This is a genomic window from Pseudoxanthomonas wuyuanensis (assembly GCF_900215535.1).
Classification (GTDB): domain Bacteria; phylum Pseudomonadota; class Gammaproteobacteria; order Xanthomonadales; family Xanthomonadaceae; genus Pseudoxanthomonas_A; species Pseudoxanthomonas_A wuyuanensis.
In genome coordinates this window covers 221,229-246,103 of the sequence record NZ_OCND01000001.1, presented here as the reverse complement: position 1 = coordinate 246,103, position 24,875 = coordinate 221,229, and the positions used below count along the sequence as shown (strand labels likewise).

Genomic DNA, 24,875 nt, shown 5'->3' with positions numbered 1-24,875 from the left:
TTGTTCTTCCCGATCACCGGGAAAGCGCGACTTTATAGCCTACCCTGCCGGCAGCGGCAAGCCAACGCGGTTATCATCCCTACATGATTGGCCGCGCACTCATTGCCGTTCTGCGGCTCTACAAGCTCCTGATCAGCCCGCTGCTGGGTCCGCGCTGCCGTTTCGTGCCCAGTTGCTCGGAATACGCGATGGAGGCCATCGGCCGGTTCGGCCCGATCAAAGGCAGCTGGCTGGCGCTGCGCCGTATCGGCCGCTGCCACCCGCTGCACCCGGGCGGGCATGACCCGGTCCCCGAAAAGCCCTCCCACCCCTCCTCTCCCCCTCCGCCCACAGGAGCCCGCTGATGCCCGGAACCGTGATAGTCAACGCCCGTCTGGTCAATGAAGGCCGCGAGTCCGAAGGCGACCTGCGCTTCGAGAACGGTCGCATCACCCATATCGGCGCCAGCGTGGCAGCGCGCCCCGAGGACAAGATCATCGAAGCCGGCGGCCGCTGGCTGCTGCCCGGCATGATCGACGACCAGGTCCACTTCCGCGAACCGGGCATGCCGCACAAGGGCGATATCGCCACCGAATCGGCCGCCGCGGTCGCCGGCGGACTGACCAGCTTCATGGACATGCCCAATACCAGCCCGCCGACGCTGAACGCCGAAGCGCTGGCCGACAAGTACCAGCGCGCCAAGGGCCGGGCCTGGGGCAACTACGGCTTCTACCTGGGCGCCAGCAACGACAATCTGGCCGACGTCCGCACCCTGGACCCGAAGACCGCGCCGGGCATCAAGGTGTTCATGGGCGCCTCCACCGGCAACATGCTGGTCGACAATCCGGACACGCTGGACGCGATCTTCCGCGAAGCGCCCACGCCCATCATCACCCACTGCGAAGACACCCCGACCATCGACGCCAACCTGGCCGCGTTCCAGGCCAGGTACGGCGATGCCCTCGGCGCAGAACACCACCCCGACATCCGCAGCCGCGAGGCCTGCATCAAGTCGACCCGGCTGGCGCTGTCGCTGGCGCGCAAGCACGGCACCCGCCTGCATGTGCTGCACATCTCCACCGCCGACGAACTGGCGCTGTTCGCGCCCGGCCCGCTGATCCACAGCGATGGCGCGCGCAAGCGCATCACCGCCGAAACCTGCGTGCATTTCCTGCGCTTCGACCGCGGCGACTACGCGCGGCTGGGCAACTTCATCAAGTGCAATCCGGCCATCAAGGACGCCGGCGACCGCGAAGCGCTGATCAAGGCGCTGGCCACCGACGTGATCGACGTGCTGGCCACCGACCACGCCCCGCATACGCTGGAGGAAAAGGAAAAGCCCTATGCGCAGGCGCCTTCGGGATTGCCGCTGGTGCAGTACGCGCTGGTGGCGGCGCTGGAGCTGGTGCACGAGAAGAAACTGAAGGCCACCCAGATCGTGCAGAAATTCGCCCACGCACCGGCGCAGCTGTTCGATGTCAAGGAGCGCGGTTTCCTGCGCGAAGGCTATTGGGCCGATCTGGTGCTGATCGACGACGAGGAATTCACGGTCAAGCGCGAGGATGTGCTGTCCAAGTGCGGCTGGTCGCCGTTCGAGGGCACCATGTTCCGCTCGCGCATCGGCGCCACCTGGGTCAACGGCCGCATGGTCTGGAATGGCGAGCACCTGGTCGGCACGCCTGTCGGCCAGCGGCTGGAATTCGCGCGTTGAAGCTGGGCATCGTGGCGGTGCTGGCGGCCATGGCCGCCGGCTGGTCGCCGCCGCTGGCCGCGCAAGCGCCGGCCCCCATGCCGGCGCTGATCGCGGACGAACGCGTGGTCTTCCCCGCCACCGTACCGCAAGGCGCGCTGGTCTTGGGCAAGGTGCCGCCCGGCAGCATCGTGCGGTACCGCGAGCGCGTGCTGCGCAGCACCGGCTACGGCACGGTGGCTTTCGGCGTGGGCCGCGACGAAAAAGGCCCGCTGGCGTTGACGGTGCTCACCCCGTCCGGGCGCAGCGAGCCGGTACGCATTTCGGTCAGCGCGCGCGACTGGCCGGTGGAACATGTCAGCGGCGTACCGCCGAAGACCGTCAATCCGCCGCCGGCGATCGCCGAGCGCATCAAGCGCGAACAGGCGCTGGTCACCGCCGCCCGCGTGCGCGACGACGACCGCGCCGATTTCGCGATGCCCTTCCAGTGGCCGGTGCAGGGCCGCATCAGCGGCCGCTTCGGCAATGCCCGCGTCTACAACGGCCAGCCCGGCGCCGGGCATTCGGGGATGGACATCGCCGCGCCCAATGGCACGCCAGTGAAAGCGCCGGCCGGCGGCGTGGTGAGCTTCGCGTCACCCGACCTGTACCTGACCGGCGGCACCCTGCTGCTGGATCACGGCCACGGCGTCAGTTCCAACTTTCTGCACCTGTCGCGCATCGATGTGAAAGTCGGCGACCGGGTGGAACCGGGTCAGGTCATCGGCGCGGTCGGCGCCACCGGGCGCGCGACCGGGCCGCATCTGCATTGGGGGATGAACTGGTTCGATGTGCGTATCGATCCGCTGCTGGTACTCGAACGCGGGAAGTAGCTTCCTGGGAGCGGCGTCCCCGACGCGAGCCTTCCACCTTGTAGGAGCGACGTCAGTCGCGATGAAGCTCTACCGGTCACCCATCGCGACCCACGTCGCTCCCACAGGGTAACTTTCCTCACAAACGAGTCATCCTGGGCGATTCAGGCGCACAGCCGGACCCTGCTGCGGCGCATTCGTCATCGTCCGCGTTGAGGCGCTATGGGAGCGCGGTGCTCGAACGCGGAAAACAGCTTCCTGGGAGCGGCGTCCCCGACGCGAGCCTTCCACCTTGTAGGAGCGACGTCAGTCGCGATGAAGCTCTACCGGTCACCCATCGCGACCCACGTCGCTCCCACAGGGTAACTTTCCTCACAAACGAGTCATCCTGGGCGATTCAGGCGCACAGCCGGACCCTGCTGCGGCGCATTCGTCATCGTCCGCGTTGAGGCGCTATGGGGGGCGCGGTGCTCGAACGCGGAAAACAGCTTCCTGGGAGCGGCGTCCCCGACGCGAGCTTTCCATCTTGTGGGAGCGACGTCAGTCGCGATGAAGCTCTACCGGTAACCCATCGCGACTCACGTCGCTCCTACGCAGCTACACAGGATGGGTTCGCAGCGTCAGGGATTGCTGCCGCTGACGCGGGCCACCGCGTCGTGCGGGTGCAGGCTCTCGTAGTGGGCTACGGTGGCCTGGTACCGCGCGATGCGGGCGTCGCTGGACAATACCGAGGCGACCCGGCGTGCGGCGTCTTCGCAGAACATCAGGTTCTCGGCGTTCAGACGGGCGAAGGCCTGTTCGTCGACGCGCTTGACGGCGGTCTGCACCGGCGTGGCCAGGACTGCTTCAACCGCGTCGATCAACGGCACCAGCGGCAGTTCGTCGAACTGCGGGCGCAGTTCCACCCGGATCTGCGCACGGCTACGCTGCGCGTGCGGAGTCGCAGCCAGGCCGCGCTCGGACGCCAGCCAGTCGTGAACGCCTTCCACCGACAGATCCGTCGCCGCGGCGAAATCATCGGCGAAACGCTCGGCATTGGCCTGGCGCGACAGCGCCGCCGAAGCCGGGCAGGTGCTGGAATATTCCACCGCGAACGACAACGCCAGGTGCAGATGGCCGTCGCTCAGCGTGGCTTCGATTCCCACCGGATAGCGCTTCCAGCCCGCATAGTCGCTTTCCAGCGCGCGTCGCTGCAGCAAGGCCTCGTAGCGCAGCGTCAGCCGCGCCTGCGAGGCCAGCCCGTTCTGCGAAGCGATGCCGTCCTGCAGCAGATGGCGCAACCCGGCCGGAGTAATCGCCTCGCGGGCCAATCCATCCTGCAATTGCAGGTACAGCCGCGACATATGGATGCCGCGCGCGTCCGGATTGACCAGGTTGACCGACAAATCGATGCTCGCCGCGACCTGCAACTGGCCGCCTACGCCATCGGAAATCCGGATCGGCAGCGCGATGTTGTCCATGCCCACCCAGTCCAGCGGCCGCGCGAACGGTACGCTGTGGTCGGCGACATCGGGGAGATCGGCGCGGGGCGCTGAAGGCGGGGAGGACATGGCGGTGCCGGGGGAGTGACGGCGGCCATTGTACCCGCTGCGCCGAACCCCTTGATGAAACAGTCTGTTACGTGCCGGCGCCGGCGCTATCGCTGCGATAGACGGCATGGATGGGGACGGCGGTCCCAGAGCGTGTTATGCCCTTTGGGATGAGATGCGTTGCGCGCCAGCGCCGTTGCAGCAAGGCGTCCGGCGCGATCCTTGGGTGGTGCCCAAGGCAAGCCGGGCAACGCGGCTGCGGCGGCGCTGGCGCGCAACCCCCGTATCAAGTACGGGGCAGGCTCTTCGGGAAGGCCGCTGTCGCACTCACCCCAAAGGCCATAACACGCTCTAGCCCCGCGCCGCCCACCAGGCGGTCAGCAGCAGCCGCAGCGGGGCTGCCGCCGCCACCGGCTGCCCCGCGCCAACACGGCGCTGCAGGCGCTGCCGGGCCAGCGCCGCCCAGATCCGCCGTTCGCGAGGCGCCTGCCGCGGCAACGGCCACTGCTTCAGCAAGGCCTCACCCACCTGGAGCATGCCCCTGTCGCCGTCATCGCCCGCATTGCCGCTGCCGGCCAGCGCCGCCGGCCCCGCCTCGGCCAGCCGAGCCGCCAGCGTCTGTGCTGCGATCGCATTTGCCGCTTGCCCGGCGGTTGCGGCGTCGAACAGGCTGGCTTCCACCGCCGCCACGGCCTGGGCGTAATCGCGCAAACGGCTGAAAGCCTCCCCGATATCGTCCACCGGCGCCCGTGCGGCAGCCAACGCCGGCAACGCTCCTGCCAGCGCCTCCCAGGGCGCCGGACACGGTTCCAATACCCGTCCCAGCGGGTGCCGCGAACGCTGGCGCGACCAGTCGCGCAGTTCCTCGCCCCACCAGCCCAGCTTGGCGTCGGCGGGCAGCGGGTCGCCGGCGATGTTCATCGCGTCTTCGAACTCCTGCAGCAACGCGAACCAGGCCACCGCAAGCCGGCGCCGCGGCGCCGGCACGAAGGTTTCGGCCACCTGCCATTCCGGCCAGCGCGCGCGCCATTTGTCCAGGAAACTGTCGAGAGCGGTGGAATCGGACATTCGGGTTCTTGAAAGGGCAGTCTCGTGGAAGCGCCGTCCCCGGCGCGGGCTCTTGCTCTACGTGCCCATCGGTCGCCGAAGAGCTCGCGCCGGGGCCGGCGCTCCTACAGGGTTCGAGGAACCGGCGGCGTGGGCCATGCGGCCGGTTCGGCGAGGTCTTGCGGCAGTTCGCACATGGCATCGGGCTGCCAGCTTTGCGGCTGTTCGCCATCCAGGCGGTACCCCCACAAGGCGGCGATGGACGGCATGCCGGCGGCGCGCGCGGCGACGATGTCGCGCTCGTCATCGCCCACGTAGACGCACCCGTCGATGGCGATACCGATGCGCTCGGCGGCGACCTGCAACGGTAGCGGGTGCGGTTTTTTCTCGGCCAGCGTATCCCCGCCGATCAACACCGCGCAACGGCTCTCCCAACCCAGCTGCGGCAGAATCTGGCGGGCCAGGTATTCCGGCTTGTTGGTGACGATGCCCCAGACCGCACCATGCCGTTCCAGCGCCGACAGCATCGTTTCGACACCGTCGAACAAGCGGCTGTGACGGCCCAGTTCCTGCTGATAGACGGCCAGGAATTCGGCCACCATCGCTTCGCGCCCGGCCTGCGCGATCTGCGGGAAGGCCGCCGCCAGCATCGCCCGCGCGCCCTTGGACACATGCGGACGCAATTCGGCCAGCGCCATCGGCGCGATGCCGCGGTCGCCGCGCAGACGGTTGGCGGTGGCCAGCATGTCCAGCGCGCTGTCCAGCAGGGTGCCATCCAGATCGAACAACGCCGCACGCGGAAAACCGCCCTGCCCCGCCCTTGCCTGCGCCTGCAACCGGTTACCTGTCACCGGCAGCTCCCGGCTTCACGGCACAGGCCAGGTAGTTGACGTCGGTGCGCCGGCTGATGCGCGCCCGGTTGCGCCAGGGTTCGTAGACCAGGCCGCTGACATCTTCCAGTTGCAGGCCGGCCGCGCGCAGCCAGGCGGCCAGTTCGGCCGGCTTGATGAACTCCTGGTAATGATGGGTGCCCCTGGGCAGCAGCCGCGCCACGTATTCGGCACCGACAATGGCCAGCGCAAAGGCGGCCGGCGTACGGTTGAGGGTGGACAGGAACAGCCGCCCGCCCGGCTTCAGCAGCGTGGCGCAGGCGTCGATGATCGAACCGGGATCGGGCACATGCTCCAGCATCTCCATGCAGGCGATCGCATCGAAGCTGCCCGGCCGCTCGGCCGCCAGTTCTTCCACCGGCTTGAGCTGGTAGTCGACCTGCACACCGGACTCCAGCCGATGCAGGCGGGCCACCTTGATCAGCTCCGGCGCCAGATCGATGGCGCTGACCTGCGCGCCCTCGCGCGCCAGCGCTTCGCTGAGCAGGCCGCCGCCGCAGCCCACGTCCAGCACCTGCGCGCCCTGCAACGTCACGCGCTGGCGCACATAGTCCAGCCGCACCGGGTTGAGCGCATGCAGCGGCTTCTGCGGGCCGTCGGGGTCCCACCAACGGTTGGCCAGCGCGCCGAACTTGTCCAGCTCGGCCTGATCGAAATTGGCCGCCGACGGCGATGCCTGTTCATTCATATCGTCGATTCTCATGTCGTTGGCGTCAGTGATGAACCGGCTCCGGCGCGGCCATACCCAGCAAGCGCGCCAGCCGTAGCGGGAATCCCTGGCGGTCGTCGACCATCGGCAGATGGCCGGCCTGGGCGACGATCGTCGTGCTGGCAGCCTGCCGCCAGGCCCATTCGGGAACGTCCCAACCGCTGCGTGATCGCTCGCCCGCGATCAGATGTACCGGATGCCTGGCAAAGACCTCGCGAACGCGGTCCAGATAGGACGGCGCACCGGTCTCATCGACCACCGAACGCGCCATCGCCTGCAACGTCGAGGCCGGCTGCAAGGCCAGCCAGTCCGCCGCCAGCGCCGTCGCCCACGCAGGCGGTTCCTGTACCGCTTGCGCTATCCAGGCCGCCGGTTGCGCGCGCATCGATTCGAGCAAGCGCTCGGCTTCAGACGGTGGCATCGCAGCCAGCGACGCCGACCAGAATGCGTCGGCCAGGGTGAAATTACCCTCGATGCTGACCAGTGCGGCGACCCGCTGCGGATGACGGTGCGCGAACAGCATTGCGACCGCACCGCCGACGGAATGGCCGACCAGATGCACCGGACGTTCGCCAAAACGGGCCGCAATCGCTGACTCCAGCCATTCCACTTGCGCCGGCAGCGTGATGGCCGTTGCCGGTACCCCCCGGTTGCTGCCGTAACCCAGCAGGTTGGGCGCCAGCACCGGCGCCCCGCCAAAAGCATCGCTGTCGGCGACGATCCGCAGATCGCCGATCAGGCCATGGATCAGCACAATGGGAACGGGCTGGGTCATCTCGCTCATGCCGGCACCGCGCAGCGCTGCATCAGGAATGGAGGTTGCGGATGCGCTGGTGCCATTGCCGCGCATTGGCGACCAGCGCGACGGTGTCGATATCGACCAGCTCGCGCTGGATCAGCCTGGGCCGGCCGGCGATCCATACATCGGTGACCTGGTGGCGGCCGGTGGCGTAGATCAGCTGCGAGATCACATGGTGCAGCGGCTGGGTTTCCAGCGCGGACAGATCCACGCAGGCCAGATCCGCCTGCTTGCCGACCTCGATCGAACCGATGCGGTCGCCGAAACCCAACGCCTTCGCCCCGCCCAACGTGGCCGCATGCAGGGCGCTGGCCGCATCCAGCGCGGTGGCGTCGTTGGCCACCGCCTTGGCCAGCTGCGCGGCGGTGCGGACTTCGCTGAACATGTCCAGGTCGTTGTTGCTGGCGCAGCCGTCGGTGCCGATGGCCAGGTTGACCCCGGCCCGCTGCAACGCGCCGGCCGGGCAGAAACCCGACGCCAGTTTCAGGTTGGATTCCGGGCAGTGCACCACCGATACGCCGCGTTCGGCGCACAGCTGTATCTCGGCCTCGGTCAGCTGGGTCATATGAATGGCGATCAGGCGGTCGTTGACCAGCCCCAGCCGGTCCAGACGCGCCAGCGGGCGCTGCCCGTGCTGCTTCAGCGAGTCGGTGATTTCCTGCGCCGTCTCATGGGTGTGCAGATGCACCGGTATGTCCAGTTGGTCGGACAGCATGCGGATGCGTTCGAAATTGGCGTCGTTGACGGTGTAGGGCGCATGCGGCACGAACGCGGTGCCGATCAGCGCATCGCCGCGCCATTGATCATGGACCTCGCCGGCCTTGTCGAAGTACTCGTCCGAACTGCTGGCCCAGGCGGTCGGGAAATCGATCACCGGCAAGCCGACGCGCGCCCGGAAACCGTGGCGCTTGTAGACCGCGGCCTGCACATCGGGGAAGAAATAATTCTCGTTGGCGCAGGTGGTGCCACCGCGCAGCATCTCGGCAATCGCCAGCGCCATGCCGTCGGCGACGAATTCCGGCCCGATCACCGCGGCCTCGACCGGCCAGATATGCTGCTGCAACCAGACCATCAGCGGCAGGTCGTCGGCGATGCCGCGCAGCAGCGTCATCGGATTGTGCGTATGCGCGTTGACCAGGCCGGGGATCAGCGCCGCCTCCGGGCGCGATACGGTCTGCGCCGGCGCAAAGCGCGCGCGAGCCTCGGCCGTGGGCAGGATGGCTACGATTTCGCCGCCACGCACCGCCACCGCGTGGTTTTCCAGCACCGCGCCGGCCGGCTGCACCGGGATGACGAAGCCGGCTTCTATCAGCAGGTCGCAGGTTTCTGGGGGAGCAAAGGATTCGGACATGCGCTGCCGTCTTGGAATGGGGTTCGTCGTCCCCGCGCAGGCGGGGATCCGGTGACTCGCTGTTTGCCTTGGCCCGGCAAAAGCAAAAGCTCCAAGGCGCTGGACCCCGGCCTGCGCCGGGGTGAAGCAATGGCAAAGCCGTGCGCTGCGCGCCTCATTAACCTACCTCGGTCCGGCAAAAGCAAAAGCTCCAAAGCGCTGGACCCCGGCTTGCGCCGGGGTGAAGCAATGGCAAAGCCGTGCGCTGCGCGCCTCATTAACCTACCTCGGTCCGGCAAAAGCAAAAGCTTCAAGGCGCTGGACCCCGGCTTGCGCCGGGGTGAAGCAATGGCAAAGCCGTGCGCTGCGCGCACGGGCCATTGCTTCACTTGACGCGGCTGACGTATTCGCCGGAGCGGGTGTCGACCTTGATGATTTCGTCCTGGCCCACAAACAGCGGCACCCGCACCACCGCGCCGGTTTCCAGCGTGGCCGGCTTGCCGCCGCCGCCGGAGGTGTCGCCGCGCACGCCCGGGTCGGTTTCGACGATTTTCAGTTCGACGAAGTTCGGCGGCTGCACCGCAATCGGGGTGCCGTTCCACAGCGTCACCACGCAGTCTTCCTCACCCTTGAGCCACTTTTCGGCGCCGCCCATGCCGGCCTTGTCGGCCTGCACCTGCTCGAAGGTTTCCTGCTGCATGAAATGCCAGTACTCGCCGTCCGAATACAGGTACTGCATGTCGGTGTCGACCACGTCGGCGGCTTCCACATCGTCGGTGGCCTTCATCGTCATTTCGACCACGCGGCCGGACTTGATGAAACGGTACTTCACGCGGGTGAAGGCCTGGCCCTTGCCCGGCTTGACGTACTCGGTGTCGGTGATGATGCAGGGCTCGTTGTTGACCAGGATCTTCATCCCGTTCTTGACGTCGTTCATGCCGTAACTGGCCATGGTGCAGCTCCTCGGATAAGGCAAAACCGCCGCGGAAGCGGCCGGCCGGATAGAATGGGAAACCTGCCGGGACCGGCGGGCGCTTGTTTTCAGACCGATATGATAACCGCAGCGCATATCCCCATACAGCCCGCAGCCACCGCAACGCTGCAGCCGCCCCGCTGGCAGCAGCTCTGGCGCGATGCCGTGCGCGATCCGCGCGAACTGCTGGCCATGCTGGGCCTGCAGGCGCAGGCCCAGCGCCTGTCCGAGGCCGCGGCCGCGCAATTCCCGCTGCGGGTGCCGCGCGGATTCGTGGCGCGGATGCGCCCCGGCGACCCTGACGACCCGTTGCTGCGGCAGGTGCTGCCGGTGAACGAGGAGATGCGGCCCGTGCCAGGTTTTGGCCTGGACGCGGTCGGCGACGGCGCCGCCAAGACCGCCACCGGCGTCATCCAGAAGTACCGGGCGCGCGCGCTGCTGGTGGCCACCGGCAGCTGCGCGGTGCATTGCCGCTACTGCTTCCGCCGGCACTTCCCGTACGCCGAGGAGACCGCCGCCCGCGACGGCTGGCGCGAAGCGGTGGAAGCCATCCGCAGCGACCCGGGCATCGACGAAGTGCTGCTGTCCGGCGGCGACCCGCTGTCGCTGGCCACGCCCAAGCTGGCCGAGCTGACCGATGCGCTGGCCGGCATCCCCCACCTGAAGCGGCTGCGCATCCACAGCCGGCTGCCGGTGGTGCTGCCCGAGCGCGTCGACGACGCATTGCAGGCCTGGCTGGCCGCCCTGCCCTGGCCGGTCGCCTTCGTCATCCACGCCAACCATGCCAACGAGTTCGACGCCCCGGTCGACGGCGCGCTGGCGCGCCTGCGCGGCAGCGGCGTGCAATTGCTCAACCAGGCGGTGCTGCTGCGCGGAGTCAACGACAGCGTCGAGGCGCTGGCTGCGCTGAGCGAGCGCAGTTTCGCCGCCGGCGTGCTGCCCTACTACCTGCACCAGCTGGATCGGGTGGCCGGCGTGGCCCACTACGAAGTCGACGACGGCCGCGCCCGCCAGTTGCATGCCGCCCTGGCCGCCCGCCTGTCCGGCTACCTGGTACCGCGGCTGGTGCGGGAAATTCCCGGGGACACCGGCAAACGGCCGCTGTAAGGCCCGGAAAGCCTTTGCAGCGCCACCGGGCGCGGCTTGCCGGCTTTTGGGACGCCGGCATTGGACGCCTCCGGCCCCTTTCGTGTATTAAACGCGCTCCCCCGGCGGAACCGTTGCATGCAGATCGGCAAAGACACCACCTTGCGCTTGACCATCATCGACGACAGCGGCGAAGACGCCGAAGCCGTTGTCAGCGCGCTCCGCAACGGTGGCATCGCGGTCCGGCCGCTGCGGCCCCTGGATGCCGATGAACTGGCCCAGGCGGTGAAGACCCAGCCAATGGATCTGGTGCTGGCTGCCCGCTCGGCACGGACCATCCCGCTGTCGACGGTGCTGGCGCAGGTCGACGCCAGCGGCAAGGACATCCCGATCATCGTGATGTCCGAGACGATCAACGAAGCCGATCTGATCGGCGATCTGGCCAGCGGCGCCCGCGCCATCGCGCTGCGCGGCCACAACGATCACCTGCTCAACGTAGTACGGACCGAATGGTCGGATCTGGATGCGCGCCGCGCCTTGCGCCGGCTGGAAGGCCAACTGCGCGAGACCGAACGCCGCTGCGACGCGCTGATCGCCTCCTCGCGCGACCCCATCGCCTACATCCACGAGGGCATGCACATCCGCGCCAACGAGGCCTACCTGGAGATGTTCGGCTACGAGTCCTTCGACGAAATCGAGGGCCTGTCGCTGCTGGACCTGGTGGCCCCGCAGTACGTCAACGATTTCAAGGCGCTGTTGAAGCAGCTGGGCAAGGGCGAAGCGCCGCCGCCGCGGTTCGAACTGGAAGCGCGCAGCCTGGACGGCGACCAGTTTCCGGCCACGCTGGAATTCGCCACCGCCACCTATGAAGGCGAACCCTGCGTACAGGTGGTGTTCCGCCGCCGCGAGGAATTCGATCCGGAGCTGGCCCGCGAAGTCGAGGACCTGCGCCAGCGCGATCTGGTCACCGGCCTGCTCAACCGCCCGACCTTCCTGCGCGAACTCGAGGATTCGGTCAGCCAGGTGGCGCGCGGCGAAAGCCAGTTCGCGCTGCTGCTGGTGGAACCGGACCACTACCAGCGCCTGCTGCAGGACATCGGCCTGGACTCGGCCGACGATTTTGCCGCCGCGCTGGCTGCGCGCCTGACCGAAAAACTGCCCGCCGGCACGATCTCCGCGCGCTTCGGCGAGCGCACGTTCGCGGTGCTGTTGCGCGGCGATCACAAGGACACCAGCAGCCTGGCCGAAAAACTGCGCGCGGCCTTCGCTTCGCATGTGGTCAATGTCGGCGAGCGTTCGGTCTCGGTCACCTGCAGCATCGGCGGCGTGCAGATCGGCGAGAAGATCGCCAGCGTCGGCCAGGTGCTGACCCGCGCCACCGACAGTCTGCAGGCCGCCACCAGCCTGGGCGGCAACCGCTTCGAGATTTTCGACCCCGGCGCGGTCGACCGCGCCGAGGAAGAACGCATCCAGAACTGGATCGATCGCCTGCAGAAGGCCCTGACCAACGGCAATTTCCTGCTGCACTACCAGCCGGTGGTCAGCCTTCAGGGCGAAACCGGCGAAGTCTACGAAGCGCTGCTGCGGCTGGATTCGGGCGGCGAGCTGGTCACGCCGCAGTCGTTCATCGGTATCGCCGAGGAACACAACCTGCTGGGCGCCATCGACCGCTGGGTGGTCAACCGCGCCATCGAGGTGCTGGCCGAACGCAAGAACAAGGGCCAGCCGACCCGCCTGATCGTCAAGGTCAGCCCGGCATCGTTTGCCGACGCCCAACTGCTGCAACTGATCGCCAAGCAGTTGGCGGCGCACGACGTACCCGGCGACAGCCTGTGGCTGGAAACGCCGGAAGCCAAGGTGTTCACCCACCTACGCCAGGCGCAGGCATTCCAGGCCGGCGCGTCAAAGCTGGGTTGCAAGGTGGGGTTGGAGCAGTTCGGCGCGGGCCTGGACTCCTTCCAGCTGCTGTCCCACTTCGAGCCGACCTTCCTCAAGATCGATCGCGTGTTCACCGAGGAGATGCAGAAGGTCCCGGAACACCAGCAGAAGATCCGCGAGATTGCCGAACGCGCGCAGGCGCTGGGCATCATCACCATCGCCGAGCATGTGCAGGACGCGGCAACAATGAGTTTCCTGTTCACCGCGGCGGTGGATTACGTGGAAGGCAACTTCCTGGCCACGCCAGGGCCGCTGATGAACTACGATTTCTCGTAAAGCGGAGCTTGCTCCGCTTTCGATCTAAGTTTCCTCTATATCCTCTAGAGAAGGCTTGAATGCGCGGCTTTTGCTCGTCATTCCCGCGAGGGCAGGATCCAATATCCTTGCTTTCATAGACCAAGCAACGCAAAGGCTTTCGCACCTGTCGGTGCGAGTCACTTTTCTTTGCGTGGCCAAAGAAAAGTAACCAAAAGAAAGGCCACCCTACGGCGCGCCCACCGCGCTTTGCGCGGCGGGTCCGTGTCCTGTCCCGCTCACGCACCCGAAGGGCGCGCCGCCTGGGGTGTGCTTTCTTTGGTTATCTTTCTTTGCACAAGCAAAGAAGCGCTTTTCAACAGCCGAATGGCTGGTCAAGTAACTCGCGCCTACAGGCGCGAAACGCTCTTCAACAGCAAAGCGGACAAAGTCCTCAACGACACACCGCTTAACAAAAGCCCGCCAATAGGCGGGCTTTGCCAATCAAAACACCGGGACGACCCCTCACACCATCGTCGCCTGCGCCTGCCGCAATGCCGCGATGCGCTGCTCCAGCGGCGGATGGCTGAGGAACAGCTTCTTCAGGCCCTGGCCGATGCCGCCGGCGATGCCGAATGCCTCCACCTGCGCCGGCAGCGTGCTTGGGCGCTGCTGCGCGCCCAAGCGTTCCAGCGCCGCAATCATCTTGTGGCGGCCGGCCAGGCTGGCGCCGCCGGCATCGGCGCGGAACTCGCGGCGGCGCGAGAACCACATGGCGATCATCGTCGCGAACAGGCCGAACACCACCTCCAGCGCCATCACGATGAAGAAATAGGCGATGCCCGGGCCGCGACTTTCGCGATTGCCGGACAGATAGCTGTCGATGACGCCGCCGACCACCCGCGCCAGCACGATGACGAAGGTGTTCAACACGCCCTGCAGCAGCGCCATCGTCACCATGTCGCCGTTGGCGACGTGGCTGACCTCGTGGGCGAGCACCGCTTCGGCCTCGTCGCGGTTCATGCCGCGCAGCAGGCCTGTGGACACGGCCACCAGCGCATTGTTGCGGTTGGCGCCGGTGGCGAAGGCGTTGATTTCCGGCGCATCGTAGATGGCCACTTCCGGCATGCCGATGCCGGCCGCCTGCGCCTGCCGTTGCACCGTCAGCAACAGCCACTGCTCGGCCTCGTTGCGCGGCTGCGCAATGACATGGGCGCCGGTGGCCCGCTTGGCCATCCACTTGGAACTCAGCAGCGAGATCAGCGAACCGCCGAAGCCGAAGATGGCCGCCATCACCAGCAGGCCGCTCATCTGTTGCGGGTGGACGCCGAGTACGCGCATCACGATGCCGGCCAGGATCAGCACGGCAAAGTTGGTGGCGAGGAACAACGCGACGCGGGTGAACACAGGGAGCCTCCGAAGGCTGGCCATGGAAAGAAGTGTCGTTGTTCTGCGGCCGCGGCGGATAGAATTCAAGCCGATTCCTGACCGGACATTCAGCTATCGCCGCCACCGCATCGCTGCCGGATTCGTCCGTCTACCGCGGGCGCTTTGCGCCCTCCCCGACCGGGCCGTTGCACCTGGGTTCGCTGCTGGCGGCGCTGGGCAGTTGGCTGCTGGCCCGCCATGCCGGCGGGCAGTGGTTGCTGCGGGTCGAAGACCTGGATCCGCCGCGCGAAGTCGCCGGCGCCGCGCAGCAGCAACTGGACACGCTGGCGGCCTTCGGTTTGCAGCCGGACGGTCCGGTGCAGTGGCAGAGCCGGCGTTCGGCGCTGTACCGGCGCGCGCTGGAGCAGTTGCTCGCCGACGGCCAGGCCTTCGCCTGCCATTGCAGCCGCAGCGACCTGGCGGCCAACGACGGCATCCACCATGGTTGCGTGAGCGGTTCGCTGCGCCCGGACCCGGCGGTGCGATTGCGGGTGCCGCAGGGGGCCGTGGTCGGTTTCGACGATGGCCTGCAGGGCCATTACCGGCAGGACGTGTATGCCGAGGTCGGCGACTTCGTGCTCAGGCGCGCCGACGGCTACTGGGCCTACCAGCTGGCGGTGGTGGTCGACGATGCCGCGCAGGGCATCACCGATGTCGTGCGCGGCGCCGACCTGCTCGATTCCACCCCGCGCCAGATCCTGCTGCAGCGCGCATTGGGATTGCCCATTCCGCGCTACTTGCACCTGCCGGTGGTCACCGGCCAGGACGGCCGCAAGCTGTCCAAATCGCTGGCGGCACTGCCGGTGGATGCGGCCGATCCGCTGCCGGCACTGCGCGCCGCCTGGCGCCTGCTTGGGCAGGACGCAGCCGCCCTGGCCGATGCGCGCAGTGTCGAGGCCCTGCTGGCCCGCGCGGTGCGCGATTTCGATCCGCAACGGCTGCCCAAACGCGCTTCGATCGATTTCGCTGCACCGCACAACGAAGCTGGCGCGAACGCTGTCTAGAATCGGTCGGACCGTCAGTTCCGGCGGTTATCCGGAGAATTCCCCCATGACATCACGCGTCGCTCTGGTGACAGGCGGCACCGGAGGTATCGGTACCGCCATCTGCAAGAAACTGGCCGGCAACGGCCATCGGGTAGCCACCAACTACCGCAACGAGGAAAAAGCCAAGGCCTGGCAGCAGCAGATGAAGGCCGACGGCTACGACATTGCATTGTTCAAGGGCGATGTCTGCAATCCCGCCGAAGCCGAGGCGATGGTGCGGCAGGTGGAAGCCGAACTCGGGCCCGTCGAAATCCTGATCAACAACGCCGGCATCACCCGCGATAGCACCTTCCACAAGATGAGCGCCCAGCAATGGGGCGATGTCATCGACACCAACCTCAATTCGGTGTTCAACATGACCCGTCCGGTGATCGAGGGCATGCGCGAACGCAAGTGGGGCCGGATCATCCAGATCAGTTCGATCAACGGCCTCAAGGGCCAGTACGGCCAGGCCAACTACGCCGCGGCCAAGGCCGGTATGCACGGCTTCACGATTTCGCTGGCGCGCGAGAATGCCAAGCTCGGCATCACCGTCAATACCGTGTCGCCCGGTTACGTGGCCACCGACATGGTGATGGCCGTGCCCGAGGAAGTACGCGCCAAGATCGCCGCCGACATCCCGACCGGCCGCCTGGGCAAGCCGGAAGAGATCGCCTACGCAGTGGCGTTCCTGGTCGACGAACAGGCCGCCTGGATCACCGGCTCCAACCTGGACATCAACGGCGGCCACCATATGGGGTGGTGAGGGCGAGCGAGGAGAGAGGAACGAGGAGAGAGGAACGAGGAGTGAGGAGTGAGGAGTGAGGAGTGAGGAGTGAGGCTAAGCGTCGTTTCCTCTTCCCCATTCCCGGCTTCAATGCTGCGCAGCAATTTACTTGCTGAACAGGGGCCCCTGACCTCCGGCCTGTTGCAAGGGCTGCTGCGCTGCGTCATGCTGCGCAGCATACGTATTCTGAGTGGTTGCTCAATGGCTGCGATCCGCATCATCAAGAAGTATCCCAACCGCCGTCTCTACGACACCGAGATTTCCAGCTACATCACCATCGAGGACGTTCGCCAGTTGATTGTCGACGGCGAGGATTTCGAAGTCCGCGACGCCAAGAGCGGCGATGATCTGACCCGTACCGTGCTGCTGCAGATCATCAGCGAGCAGGAACAGGACGGCGAGCCGGTGCTGTCGACCCAGTTGCTGAGCCAGATCATCCGTTTCTACGGCGACTCGCTGCAGGGCTTCATGGGCAGCTACCTGGAGCGCAGCATGCAGTTGTTCATGGAACAGCAGCAGCAGTTCCGCAGCCAGATGGGCAACCTGCTGGGGCAGACGCCCTGGACCATGATGAACCAGCTGACCGAGCGCAACCTGGAGCTGTGGCAGGAATTCCAGCGCAACCTCAGCGGCGGCATGGGTCGCCCGACCACGGTCAAGAAGGATGCGCCGCGGGAAGCCCCGCCCAAATCGCGCGTACGCTGAAGCCCGCTATCGCAATGCACGGCCCGCACGGCAGCGTGCGGGCTTTTTAATGCCCGGCACCGGCCGGCGCTGTCTGGAGTCTGGGGAGTCACAATGCATCAACGTATCGCGCTGGTCACCGGCGGCATCGGCGGGCTTGGCCTGGAAATCTGCCGCACGCTGGCCACGGCCGGTTGCAAGGTGGTGGCCGTCGATCTGCCGGCAACGCCCGAGCGCCAAGCCGGGTTCGAACAGGCCATCGCCGGCCTGGACATCCATCTGGAAGCCACCGATGTCAGCGACTTCGACGCCTGCGCTGCGCTGGTGGGCACTGTCCAGCAGCGGTTCGGCGCGCTGGACATCCTGGTCAACAACGCCGGCATCACCCGCGATGCCACGCTGCGCAAGATGGAACTCGCGCAGTGGGACGCGGTGCTGCGGGTCAACCTGGACAGCGCCTTCAACCTGTGCCGGCACGCCATCGAAGGCATGCAGTCGCGCGGCTTCGGGCGGGTTATCAATATCAGTTCCATCAGCGGGCAGACCGGCAACTTCGGCCAGAGCAACTACGCAGCCGCCAAGGCCGGCCTGCATGGCTTCACGATGTCGCTGGCGCGCGAAGTCGCCAGCAAGGGCATCACCGTCAACAGCATTTCGCCCGGCTATGTGGAAACCCCGATGACCCGCGCCATGCCCGATGCGGTGCGCGAGCGCATCGTCGCCTCGGTGCCGGTCGGCCGCATCGGCCAACCGGCCGATATCGCACGCACGGTGGCCTTCCTTGCCGAAGACTCGGCCGGCTACATCACCGGCGCCAATATTCCCGTCAACGGCGGTCTGCTGATGGGCTTCTGAGCCCTGCCCGCCGCATCGTTCCCACTCGCCACTGATCCGACAGGAGCTTTCCGATGAGACTCACCCCTCCCACTTTCGGCGTCTGGCTGATCGCGCTGCTGCTGGGCGCAGGCGGCATCGCCGCACGGCTGGGCTACCTGCCAGTGCTGGCGCCGCATGCGTTCTGGCTGGTGGTCGCCGGCTTCGGATTGCTGGTGCTGAGCACGCTGTTTGCCCGGCTGTAATCCCCGCGGGTTGTAGGAGCGACTCACCGGTGCCGGCATGCCGGCGCGACCCCCACAATGCGCCATGTCGCCTACTTGCAGGAGCGACATAAGTCGCGATGAGGCTTCACCGGTAGAGCCTCATCGCGACTTGACCAGCCATTCGGCTGTTGAAAACCGTCGCTCCTACAGGAAGGGTTACGGCGACGGTACCTGGTTGCGCAGATGCTCGGCCAGTCCGCCCAACTGCAGACTCTGCACGCGGTCGACGACCGGTGCGAACTGGCTCAGGTCGTCCGGGGTGTAGCCGCCGGCGCGGTACCACAGGGTGATGCGGGTGCCCTCGTTCTCCGGCACAAAGCGCCATTCCAGCGCGCCGCCGATGCCCATCCCCTGCAACGGGCCCAGGCCGCCGGTCATCCGCATCAGCTTGCCTGGATCGACGAAGCTGACGCTCATGTGCCAGGCCTGGCGCGGGCCATCGGTTTCGCAGAAACAGCCGCCGGCCTTCTCCGAAATGGACAGCCTGGACGCATCGCCCCACCAGGTGTGATCGGCCGGCCACCATTGGCCGACGTCATCGACGAAGGCCCGCCACGCGACATCTGGCGGCGCCGGCACCCACTGCGAATTCTCTAGCGTGAATCCATTCGGCGCCGTGTCCCTGACCTCGGCGTGCGCGGCGGGACTGGCCAGCGCCAACGCAAACGCCAGCGCGGCCAGCGCAAGCGGCAATCCGGCAAAAGCTTTCATTGCGCCGACTCGCAGAACTTCTGCCGGTATGCCATCGCCTTGGGCATCAGCGCGGTCAGGTTCTGGATGCGGGTACCGGGATTGGGGTGGGTGGAGGAAAATTCCGGCGGCGCCTGCCCGCCGCTGGCTTCGCCCATGCGCTGCCACAGCGGCACCGCTTCCTGCGGATTGAAGCAGGCCGCAGCGGCCAGCATCAGCCCGACCTCATCGGCCTGGGTTTCGTGCGAACGCGCGTACGGCAGCAGGTAGCCGTAACCCATCGCCGCCATCACCATCTGCTGTTGCTGCGGGTCCATGCCGCTCATCGCACCGGCCATCTGCCCGATCTGGGTCAGCTTTTGCTGCGACATGCGCTGCGCGCCGTGGCGCAGCAAAGCGTGGGCGATTTCATGGCCCATCACCACCGCCACCGCGTCGGCGTTCTGCGCCACCGGCAGCAGACCGGTGTAGACGGCCATCTTGCCGCCCGGCAGGCAGAACGCGTTGGCCTGGTCGGACTGGATGACGTTGACGTCCCAGTCGAAGGTCTTCCAGGCGCCATTGGGCTGCTGGCCGTGCTCGGCGGCGATGGCCGCTTCGACCACGCCGACCTTGTCGATCAGCCGGCGGGCGATTTCCCGCACCTGCCGGGCCACCTGCGAGTTGGGATCGAGCGGGCGCTCCTGCGACAGGATTTCCTGGTAGGCCTGCAGGCCCAGCGCCTTTTCTTCCTCGATGCCGATCGAACCGTCGATCAGCACCTTCTCGCCGGTGTAGGGATCCACCACCCGGTTGGAGAACCAATAGAAAGCCGCATAGCCGGCGAATGCCAGCAGCACCCACCAGCGCACATTGCCGAACAGGCCGCGCCTTTGCGCGCCGCGCGGGTCCTGGCGCCCGCGGCCGAACGGATCGTTCCTCATCGCCCTCTCCTTGCCCTGCTCAGATGCCCCGCACCACGCGGAAACCCACCCGCGCATTAGTCATATCCGAATCCGACGACGAACGCCATGCCGCCCGCGCCTGCACCGGCGCGCTGGCCCAGGAACCGCCGCGTACCACCCGCGAACGGCAGCCGGGATTGAACCAGGCCGCGCCATCGGCCGGCGCGCGCCGGTAGCTGGCATGCCAGCAGTCGGCGACCCATTCGCTGGTATTGCCGCTGATGTCGTGCAGGCCCCAGGCGTTGGCGCGGAACCTTCCGACCGGCGCCGGCCCCCAGTAGCCATCGCCGTAGCCGACAAAGGCGTTGTTCCAGCGCCGGCCGCTGGGGGAAACGTCATTGCCGCCGGTCAGGTTGCCGATATCGGCCGGCGGCACGCCGGAACCGCCCCACGGGTAGCGGCCCTGGGTGCCGGCGCGCAGCACGTACTCGAACTCCGCTTCGCTGGGCAGGCGGTAGCTGTGGCCGGTCTGCTGGGCCAGCCAGTCGGCATAGGCCTCGGCGTCGTAGACGCTGACATGCAGCACCGGCATGTCGTCGGCGGCCTTGGCGCCGCTGTAGTCGGACTGCCAGTCCACCCCGCTGCGGCGGGCGAAATTGCCGCTGCGCTCGTCGTAGACGATGGAATGGCCGCGGCGGGTGGCGCGCGGCCGGTAGCCGGTGGCCTCGACGAAGCGGCGGAACTGCCCCACCGTTATCGCGTGCCGCGACATCGCAAAACCACGGTTGAAGCGGACGTAATGGGCCGGCCGCTCGGCCTCGCTGGCGCCCAGTTCGTCTTCTTCTGCGCCCATCCGGTAGCCGCCATGCGGCACCACCACCAGTTCGGGGCCGCGGCCGCCGTTGCGCAGGTTGTCGGTGAAGGCCTGGCCCGGGCGGAACAGGCCGTAGTAGGTCGCCAGGTCGATACGTTCGCGGAAATCGGCGGCCACATGGTCGCCCGGCTCGGCGATACGCAGCACTTCGGCCAGTTTTTCCCGCGCCGCCTTCAGCCCCAGCGGGTTGGCGATATCGCGCAGGCCGCCGTCGCGCAGTTCGATGATGCGGGCCAGTCGCACCGCCGCGATGCGCTCGCGCGCGTCGTCGATGGTCGGCGAGGCCTCGCGCACCGTGGCCGCATGCGTCAGCCAGGCTTCTGCGGCCTCGAAATCGCTGGCCTGCGCGGCGTCCTCGGCGCGCCGGATCAGCGCGCTTTCCACCGCCGCCACGCCCTGCAGCGCCCGCGGCTGGCCCGGTTTCCATTTCAGCACTTCGCGAAAACCGGCCAGCGCGCCGCCGCCCTGCTCGCCCAGCCTTCCCTCGCGCAGTTCGCGTTCGCTGGCCGCATTCAGCCGCGCCCACTGGTCGGCTTCATCGACCCGGCCCAGATAGGCCACTACCGCCTCGTCGTCCGCTTTCAGCGTGCGCGCCACCGCGGCGATGGTGCTGGCCCGCTGCAACGCCGCATCGTCGTCATCGGCGCTCTGCAACGCCTCGTTGCCCTGTTTCAGCAACTGGTCCAGCGCCTTCTCCAGTCCCTGCGTGGCGCGGGCATCGTCCGGCTGGCGGGCCAGAATGGCCAGGTACAGCGGAATCGCCGATTCGCCGTCGGCGTACAGCCGCCCTTCCTGCAGCGCGCTGGCGGCGGCGCGGCGGGCGGCGGCCAGGCCTTCTTCGCCCTCCGCCATCACCACCACCGGCGACTGCCAGTTCAAGGCCGCGGTGCCGCTGTCGTCGCCGGTCACAGTGACCGTGGGCATGCGCGGGGCCGCATCCGCCGCCGCCGCGCCTTTTCCGGAGGCGTCCGGATCCCGCGAACAGCCGCCCGCGGCCACCAGCGGGCACAGCAGCAACAACAGGATTCGGGCGGCTCGCATGCTCCTCCATCCGGCGCGAAGGTATCCGGCCGTGCGACGTTAGGCTATTGTCGCCTGCCTGATCAAACCCTGCATTCAGCGGAGATTGCGTGCCCCATTGGATCGATACCCCCGACGCCCTGCGACTGCATCTGCAGCAACAGCCCACCCGCATCGGCCTGGATACCGAGTTCGTCCGCGAACGGACCTACTGGCCGCAACTGGCGCTGGTACAGATGGCGATCGGCGACCAGATCCTGCTGATCGACCCGCTGGCGCCCGGAATGACCAATGCGTTGAAGGCCATCCTGGCCGACACCTCGGTGCTCAAGATCATGCATAGCGCCAGCGAAGACCTGGTGGCTTTCAAGTTCACCTGCAACACCGTGCCCACGCCGCTGTTCGACACCCAGATCGCCGCCGCCCTGGCCGGCGTGGCCGGCGGCATCGGCTACCAGAAGCTGGTGGAGCAGATCACCGGCGTGGCCCTGCCGAAGGGCGAAACCCGCTCGGACTGGCTGCGCCGCCCGCTCAGTTCCGCGCAACTGGAATATGCCGCCGACGACGTCGAATACCTGTTCGCGCTGCACGATGCGTTGCAGGAAAAACTGCGCGCGGCCGGCCGCGAGGCCTGGCTGGTTCAGGATTGCCAGCGTTTCACCGAGCAGGCCGCCCTGGACGAAGCCGAACGCTGGCCGCACCTGTCCATGCGCAGCGCGCAGTTCCTGGAACCGGATGCGCAACGCCGGCTGGTGCGCCTGCTGCGCTGGCGCGATACGCAGGCGCGTGCCAGCGACAAGCCGCGCAGCTGGATTCTGGACAACGAACTGGCGGTAATGCTGGCCCGCAACCCGCCCAGCGACCGCGCCGCGCTGCAATCGCAGCTGGACAGCCACCCCAAGGCGCCGCGCAAGCTGGGCGATGCCATCTGGGCTGCGCTGACCACCCCGCTGGACGACGAAGCCCAGGCGCCACTGGCCCGCGCCGCACGCGACAGCGACAAGGCGGCGCTGAAACGGCTGCAGGACGCGGTATCGCAGCGCAGCGCCGAGCTGGGCCTGCCCGACGGCGTACTGGCCTCGCGCCGCTACCTGGAAGCGCTGCTGGACACCGGCCAATGGCCGGCCGCGCTGGGCGGCTGGCGGCGCACCGAGCTGGAACCGCTGCTGAGCCCGTTGCTGAACCAGCCAGTCCCAGACTTGGCAGCCGCAGCCCCGGAGCGTTAAACTTCGCCTCGCCCCGTGGGGGGGTAGCTCAGCTGGGAGAGCGCGTCGTTCGCAATGACGAGGTCGTGGGTTCGATCCCCATCCTCTCCACCAAAACACCAGAAAGGCCGGACGCGAGTCCGGCCTTTTTGTTTTTTGCCGCGGATTGCTGTGGCCCGGAACGCCCGCTATTGCGGCACCAGGAGTCTGTCATAAGTCTCACGACGACAACCCGGTCAGATAACACCGGATATCCCGGCACCCCAGCGCAGTCCATCCCTTTCGCAAGCGATTGATATCCAAACCGTTCCATCGTTTGACGCCACCCTCGGCGCTCTTCAGAATCGGGTTTATGTCGCATTATTGCGATCCAATAGCTGTTAGCCATCATGCCCACTTCCCCGCAAGTCGTTGATGTAAGGCCGCCAACGCCAGATGAGCTTGATGCGCTCAGTACCTTTAGTACGATTAGTTTCGCCGTTGCTGTTCTGGCCTTTCTCTGTGTTGTAGTAGCCGCCTCGCTTGTAGCCGCCAAGACACGCCTCCCTGGGCGGTATGGAGTTCTCGCCAGTATTCTCCTGCTCCCAATTTGGTGGATTTTCGAGCAGTCCATGGGGGGCAGTTTAGAGATGACTTTCGGTCCAGCAGCGCTTTTAGTGGCGGTAATCGTGTACGCACTCTTTGCCACTTTGTTCTCTATTAGCTTTGTGCGGATGTGCGTGAATTTTCTCAGGCACACGCCAACCAGCCATAGTGATGGCTAACAATTCATTCAAGCCGATGCCGCTTCGCGGCACGGCTTAATTCAGGCGTTAGGCCCGGCAGTAGCATCACCGCATCATCAGGAGAAGCGAATTGAACGTTGCCGTACTCTTGATGGGAGAGAATTTCCCCGTCGCTGGGCGGCCCAAGCTACAAGGCTTCTTCATCACCAAGAGGGTCGAGGCTTCTAGTGAGGAGGTCGCAGCGGCACAAGCTGTCGCAGCTGTTAAGGCCGACCCTCAGTTTTCCCAATCATCCTTCGTAGAGCCCACCGTAACAGTCAACGTCGTTCACCAGCTTCCCGAGTCAAACCTTATGAAAGACACGGAGTATCTGTTCTTTCCAATGGAGGAGGCATGAGCAAGTTTTGCGTTCGCGGCGCGGGTCATAACAATTCATTCAAGCCGAAGCCGCTTCGCGGATCGGCTTAGTTCAGCGCTATGCGCGTTCCGTGATAGATAAAGTCCAGTTCAAGCAGACAATCATAGGCACCGCCTCCGTTGGGGCTGTGGTTGGCATCCTGCCTGTCTTGGGCAGCATCGCCATTCGCTCTGAGCGAGTCGCTGGGCCAGACAGCTTCTACGGCTGGCTCGTTTACGCTCTCAACTTGGCTGGTGTATTTGTTGGCTGTATCGTCTTCTGCGTCACTCTTTTTGGCTTACTGCCAATGGTGCTTCAACATAGGTTTGTAAAACTGGTGCGTCTCTGGACGGGACGTGCCTAACAATTCGTTCATGCCGACGCCGCTTCGCGGCGCGGCTTATTTCAACGTTAGACCGCTAACACTCCGAAGGGATTGAGACCTATGAGTCGTTTGATGCCCGCCGTTCTCGCCTTTGCCTTGATACTGGTGACGGGGCCGCTACTTGGGCAGAACGCACCAGAACCAAGCACCGTCAAAGAGCTTCCCAATGTCGCATTACCGCCTGACTTGGAGCGGGTGATTCGCGATTATGAGCGCGCATGGCGCGCGGGCGACGCGGCAGCCCTGGCCTTGCTGTTTGCCGAGGATGGATTCGTGCTGCAAAGCAACCGTCCGCCAATTCGCGGACGCGCAGCTATCCAGGCAGCCTATGACGGCCAAGGGGGCGGCCCATTACGGCTACGCGCGTTCGCTTTTGCTGCCGAAGACACCGTCGCCTACATCATCGGTGGCTACGGTTACGGCAACAAGCCGAGCGATACAGGGAAGTTCACCCTCACTCTGCGACGAGCACCCGGCGAACCATGGCTGATCTACTCGGACATGGACAATCAGAACGCTGCACCTCCACATCGGGACGCGCCGCATACACCGTCATCACCCGATAGCCCGCCCACACAATGACGTTGCATCCAGGGCAACGCGCGGTCCAACAATT

The 24,875-nt window shown here is 66.4% G+C and carries 24 protein-coding genes and 1 tRNA gene; 14 read left to right on the top strand and 11 right to left on the bottom strand.

Features of this window, described 5'->3' with window-relative positions; genetic code table 11:
• Positions 1-83: 83 nt before the first annotated feature.
• From yidD to CRO39_RS01115, 3 genes are read left to right on the top strand one after another with little or no spacing between them, the layout of a single operon-like run.
• Complete coding sequence (yidD, locus tag CRO39_RS01125) at positions 84-344, top strand: membrane protein insertion efficiency factor YidD (protein ID WP_097120033.1); 261 nt, start codon at positions 84-86, stop codon at positions 342-344.
• The gene (locus CRO39_RS01120) at positions 344-1,690 is read left to right on the top strand and encodes a dihydroorotase (RefSeq protein WP_097120032.1); all 1,347 of its coding nucleotides are present in this window, start codon (positions 344-346) and stop codon (positions 1,688-1,690) included. Before yidD ends, CRO39_RS01120 begins: the two co-directional genes overlap by 1 nt.
• Positions 1,678-2,541, top strand: a complete 864-nt coding sequence (locus CRO39_RS01115; RefSeq protein ID WP_484564695.1) for a M23 family metallopeptidase — start codon at positions 1,678-1,680, stop codon at positions 2,539-2,541. Before CRO39_RS01120 ends, CRO39_RS01115 begins: the two co-directional genes overlap by 13 nt.
• A 599-nt stretch (positions 2,542-3,140) precedes the next feature.
• On the opposite strand, the gene folE2 is transcribed toward CRO39_RS01115, so the two are convergent.
• From folE2 to efp, 7 genes are all read right to left on the bottom strand, one after another.
• Positions 3,141-4,070, bottom strand: a complete 930-nt coding sequence (folE2, locus tag CRO39_RS01110) for a GTP cyclohydrolase FolE2 (protein ID WP_097120031.1) — start codon at positions 4,068-4,070, stop codon at positions 3,141-3,143.
• A gap of 330 nt (positions 4,071-4,400) precedes the next feature.
• On the bottom strand, positions 4,401-5,117 hold the full coding sequence (locus CRO39_RS01105) for a phytoene/squalene synthase family protein (protein ID WP_097120030.1): 717 nt from the start codon (positions 5,115-5,117) through the stop codon (positions 4,401-4,403).
• A 104-nt stretch (positions 5,118-5,221) separates the two neighbouring features.
• Positions 5,222-5,932, bottom strand: coding sequence for a phosphoglycolate phosphatase (locus CRO39_RS01100; RefSeq protein ID WP_097120029.1), 711 nt, complete (start codon positions 5,930-5,932; stop codon positions 5,222-5,224).
• Between the two features lie 4 nt (positions 5,933-5,936).
• Entirely contained in the window at positions 5,937-6,674 is a 738-nt protein-coding gene (gene ubiG / locus CRO39_RS01095; protein ID WP_097120028.1) for a bifunctional 2-polyprenyl-6-hydroxyphenol methylase/3-demethylubiquinol 3-O-methyltransferase UbiG, read from the bottom strand.
• A 25-nt stretch (positions 6,675-6,699) separates the two neighbouring features.
• Positions 6,700-7,479 (bottom strand): alpha/beta fold hydrolase, encoded by a 780-nt coding sequence (locus tag CRO39_RS01090; RefSeq protein WP_202926291.1) that lies wholly within the window; start codon positions 7,477-7,479, stop codon positions 6,700-6,702.
• Between the two features lie 22 nt (positions 7,480-7,501).
• The gene (locus tag CRO39_RS01085) at positions 7,502-8,845 is read right to left on the bottom strand and encodes a TRZ/ATZ family hydrolase (protein ID WP_097120027.1); all 1,344 of its coding nucleotides are present in this window, start codon (positions 8,843-8,845) and stop codon (positions 7,502-7,504) included.
• A gap of 364 nt (positions 8,846-9,209) precedes the next feature.
• Entirely contained in the window at positions 9,210-9,776 is a 567-nt protein-coding gene (gene efp / locus CRO39_RS01080) for an elongation factor P (protein ID WP_097120026.1), read from the bottom strand.
• 99 nt (positions 9,777-9,875) lie between these two features.
• Here efp and epmB point away from each other — a divergent pair, with 99 nt between their 5' ends.
• On the top strand, positions 9,876-10,904 hold the full coding sequence (gene epmB / locus CRO39_RS01075) for an EF-P beta-lysylation protein EpmB (protein ID WP_097120025.1): 1,029 nt from the start codon (positions 9,876-9,878) through the stop codon (positions 10,902-10,904).
• 117 nt (positions 10,905-11,021) lie between these two features.
• Positions 11,022-13,097, top strand: coding sequence for a GGDEF/EAL domain-containing response regulator (locus tag CRO39_RS01070; RefSeq protein WP_097120024.1), 2,076 nt, complete (start codon positions 11,022-11,024; stop codon positions 13,095-13,097).
• Between the two features lie 483 nt (positions 13,098-13,580).
• Here the strand turns inward: CRO39_RS01070 and htpX are convergent, their stop codons facing one another.
• Positions 13,581-14,462, bottom strand: a complete 882-nt coding sequence (htpX, locus tag CRO39_RS01065; RefSeq protein ID WP_097120023.1) for a protease HtpX — start codon at positions 14,460-14,462, stop codon at positions 13,581-13,583.
• A 113-nt stretch (positions 14,463-14,575) separates the two neighbouring features.
• Here htpX and gluQRS point away from each other — a divergent pair, with 113 nt between their 5' ends.
• The 5 genes from gluQRS to CRO39_RS20740 all read left to right on the top strand — a co-directional run bounded on the left by gluQRS (position 14,576) and on the right by CRO39_RS20740 (position 18,058).
• Complete coding sequence (gene gluQRS / locus CRO39_RS01060) at positions 14,576-15,487, top strand: tRNA glutamyl-Q(34) synthetase GluQRS (RefSeq protein WP_097120022.1); 912 nt, start codon at positions 14,576-14,578, stop codon at positions 15,485-15,487.
• A 46-nt stretch (positions 15,488-15,533) separates the two neighbouring features.
• A complete protein-coding gene (gene phbB, locus CRO39_RS01055) occupies positions 15,534-16,274 on the top strand; it encodes a beta-ketoacyl-ACP reductase (protein ID WP_097120021.1) in 741 nt (246 codons plus the stop codon).
• Between the two features lie 222 nt (positions 16,275-16,496).
• Positions 16,497-17,000 carry a polyhydroxyalkanoate synthesis repressor PhaR gene (gene phaR, locus CRO39_RS01050; RefSeq protein ID WP_097120020.1) on the top strand — a complete coding sequence of 168 codons (504 nt, stop codon included), beginning with the start codon at positions 16,497-16,499 and terminating at the stop codon, positions 16,998-17,000.
• 93 nt (positions 17,001-17,093) lie between these two features.
• Positions 17,094-17,834: an acetoacetyl-CoA reductase gene (gene phbB, locus CRO39_RS01045; protein ID WP_097120019.1), complete on the top strand. Its 741-nt coding sequence runs from the start codon at positions 17,094-17,096 to the stop codon at positions 17,832-17,834.
• Positions 17,835-17,887: 53 nt separating this feature from the next.
• Positions 17,888-18,058 (top strand): hypothetical protein, encoded by a 171-nt coding sequence (locus tag CRO39_RS20740; RefSeq protein ID WP_162125757.1) that lies wholly within the window; start codon positions 17,888-17,890, stop codon positions 18,056-18,058.
• Between the two features lie 177 nt (positions 18,059-18,235).
• On the opposite strand, the gene CRO39_RS01040 is transcribed toward CRO39_RS20740, so the two are convergent.
• Genes CRO39_RS01040 through CRO39_RS01030 form a run of 3 tightly spaced genes read right to left on the bottom strand, consistent with a single transcriptional unit; the run spans position 18,236 to position 21,568 of the window.
• Complete coding sequence (locus CRO39_RS01040) at positions 18,236-18,790, bottom strand: SRPBCC family protein (RefSeq protein ID WP_097120018.1); 555 nt, start codon at positions 18,788-18,790, stop codon at positions 18,236-18,238.
• Positions 18,787-19,692 (bottom strand): M48 family metallopeptidase, encoded by a 906-nt coding sequence (locus CRO39_RS01035; RefSeq protein ID WP_097120017.1) that lies wholly within the window; start codon positions 19,690-19,692, stop codon positions 18,787-18,789. Before CRO39_RS01035 ends, CRO39_RS01040 begins: the two co-directional genes overlap by 4 nt.
• Before the next feature lie 19 nt (positions 19,693-19,711).
• Positions 19,712-21,568, bottom strand: a complete 1,857-nt coding sequence (locus CRO39_RS01030) for a formylglycine-generating enzyme family protein (RefSeq protein ID WP_097120016.1) — start codon at positions 21,566-21,568, stop codon at positions 19,712-19,714.
• An 89-nt stretch (positions 21,569-21,657) separates the two neighbouring features.
• On the opposite strand from CRO39_RS01030, the gene rnd reads away from it, so the two are divergent.
• The 4 genes from rnd (at position 21,658) to CRO39_RS01005 (ending at position 24,841) form a co-directional block, all read left to right on the top strand.
• Positions 21,658-22,773, top strand: a complete 1,116-nt coding sequence (rnd, locus tag CRO39_RS01025) for a ribonuclease D (protein WP_097120015.1) — start codon at positions 21,658-21,660, stop codon at positions 22,771-22,773.
• Between the two features lie 17 nt (positions 22,774-22,790).
• Positions 22,791-22,866 (top strand) — tRNA-Ala (locus tag CRO39_RS01020).
• Positions 22,867-23,607: 741 nt separating this feature from the next.
• On the top strand, positions 23,608-23,874 hold the full coding sequence (locus tag CRO39_RS01015; protein WP_141400669.1) for a hypothetical protein: 267 nt from the start codon (positions 23,608-23,610) through the stop codon (positions 23,872-23,874).
• A gap of 457 nt (positions 23,875-24,331) precedes the next feature.
• On the top strand, positions 24,332-24,841 hold the full coding sequence (locus tag CRO39_RS01005; protein ID WP_244904247.1) for a YybH family protein: 510 nt from the start codon (positions 24,332-24,334) through the stop codon (positions 24,839-24,841).
• The last annotated feature ends 34 nt before the right edge of the window (positions 24,842-24,875 follow it).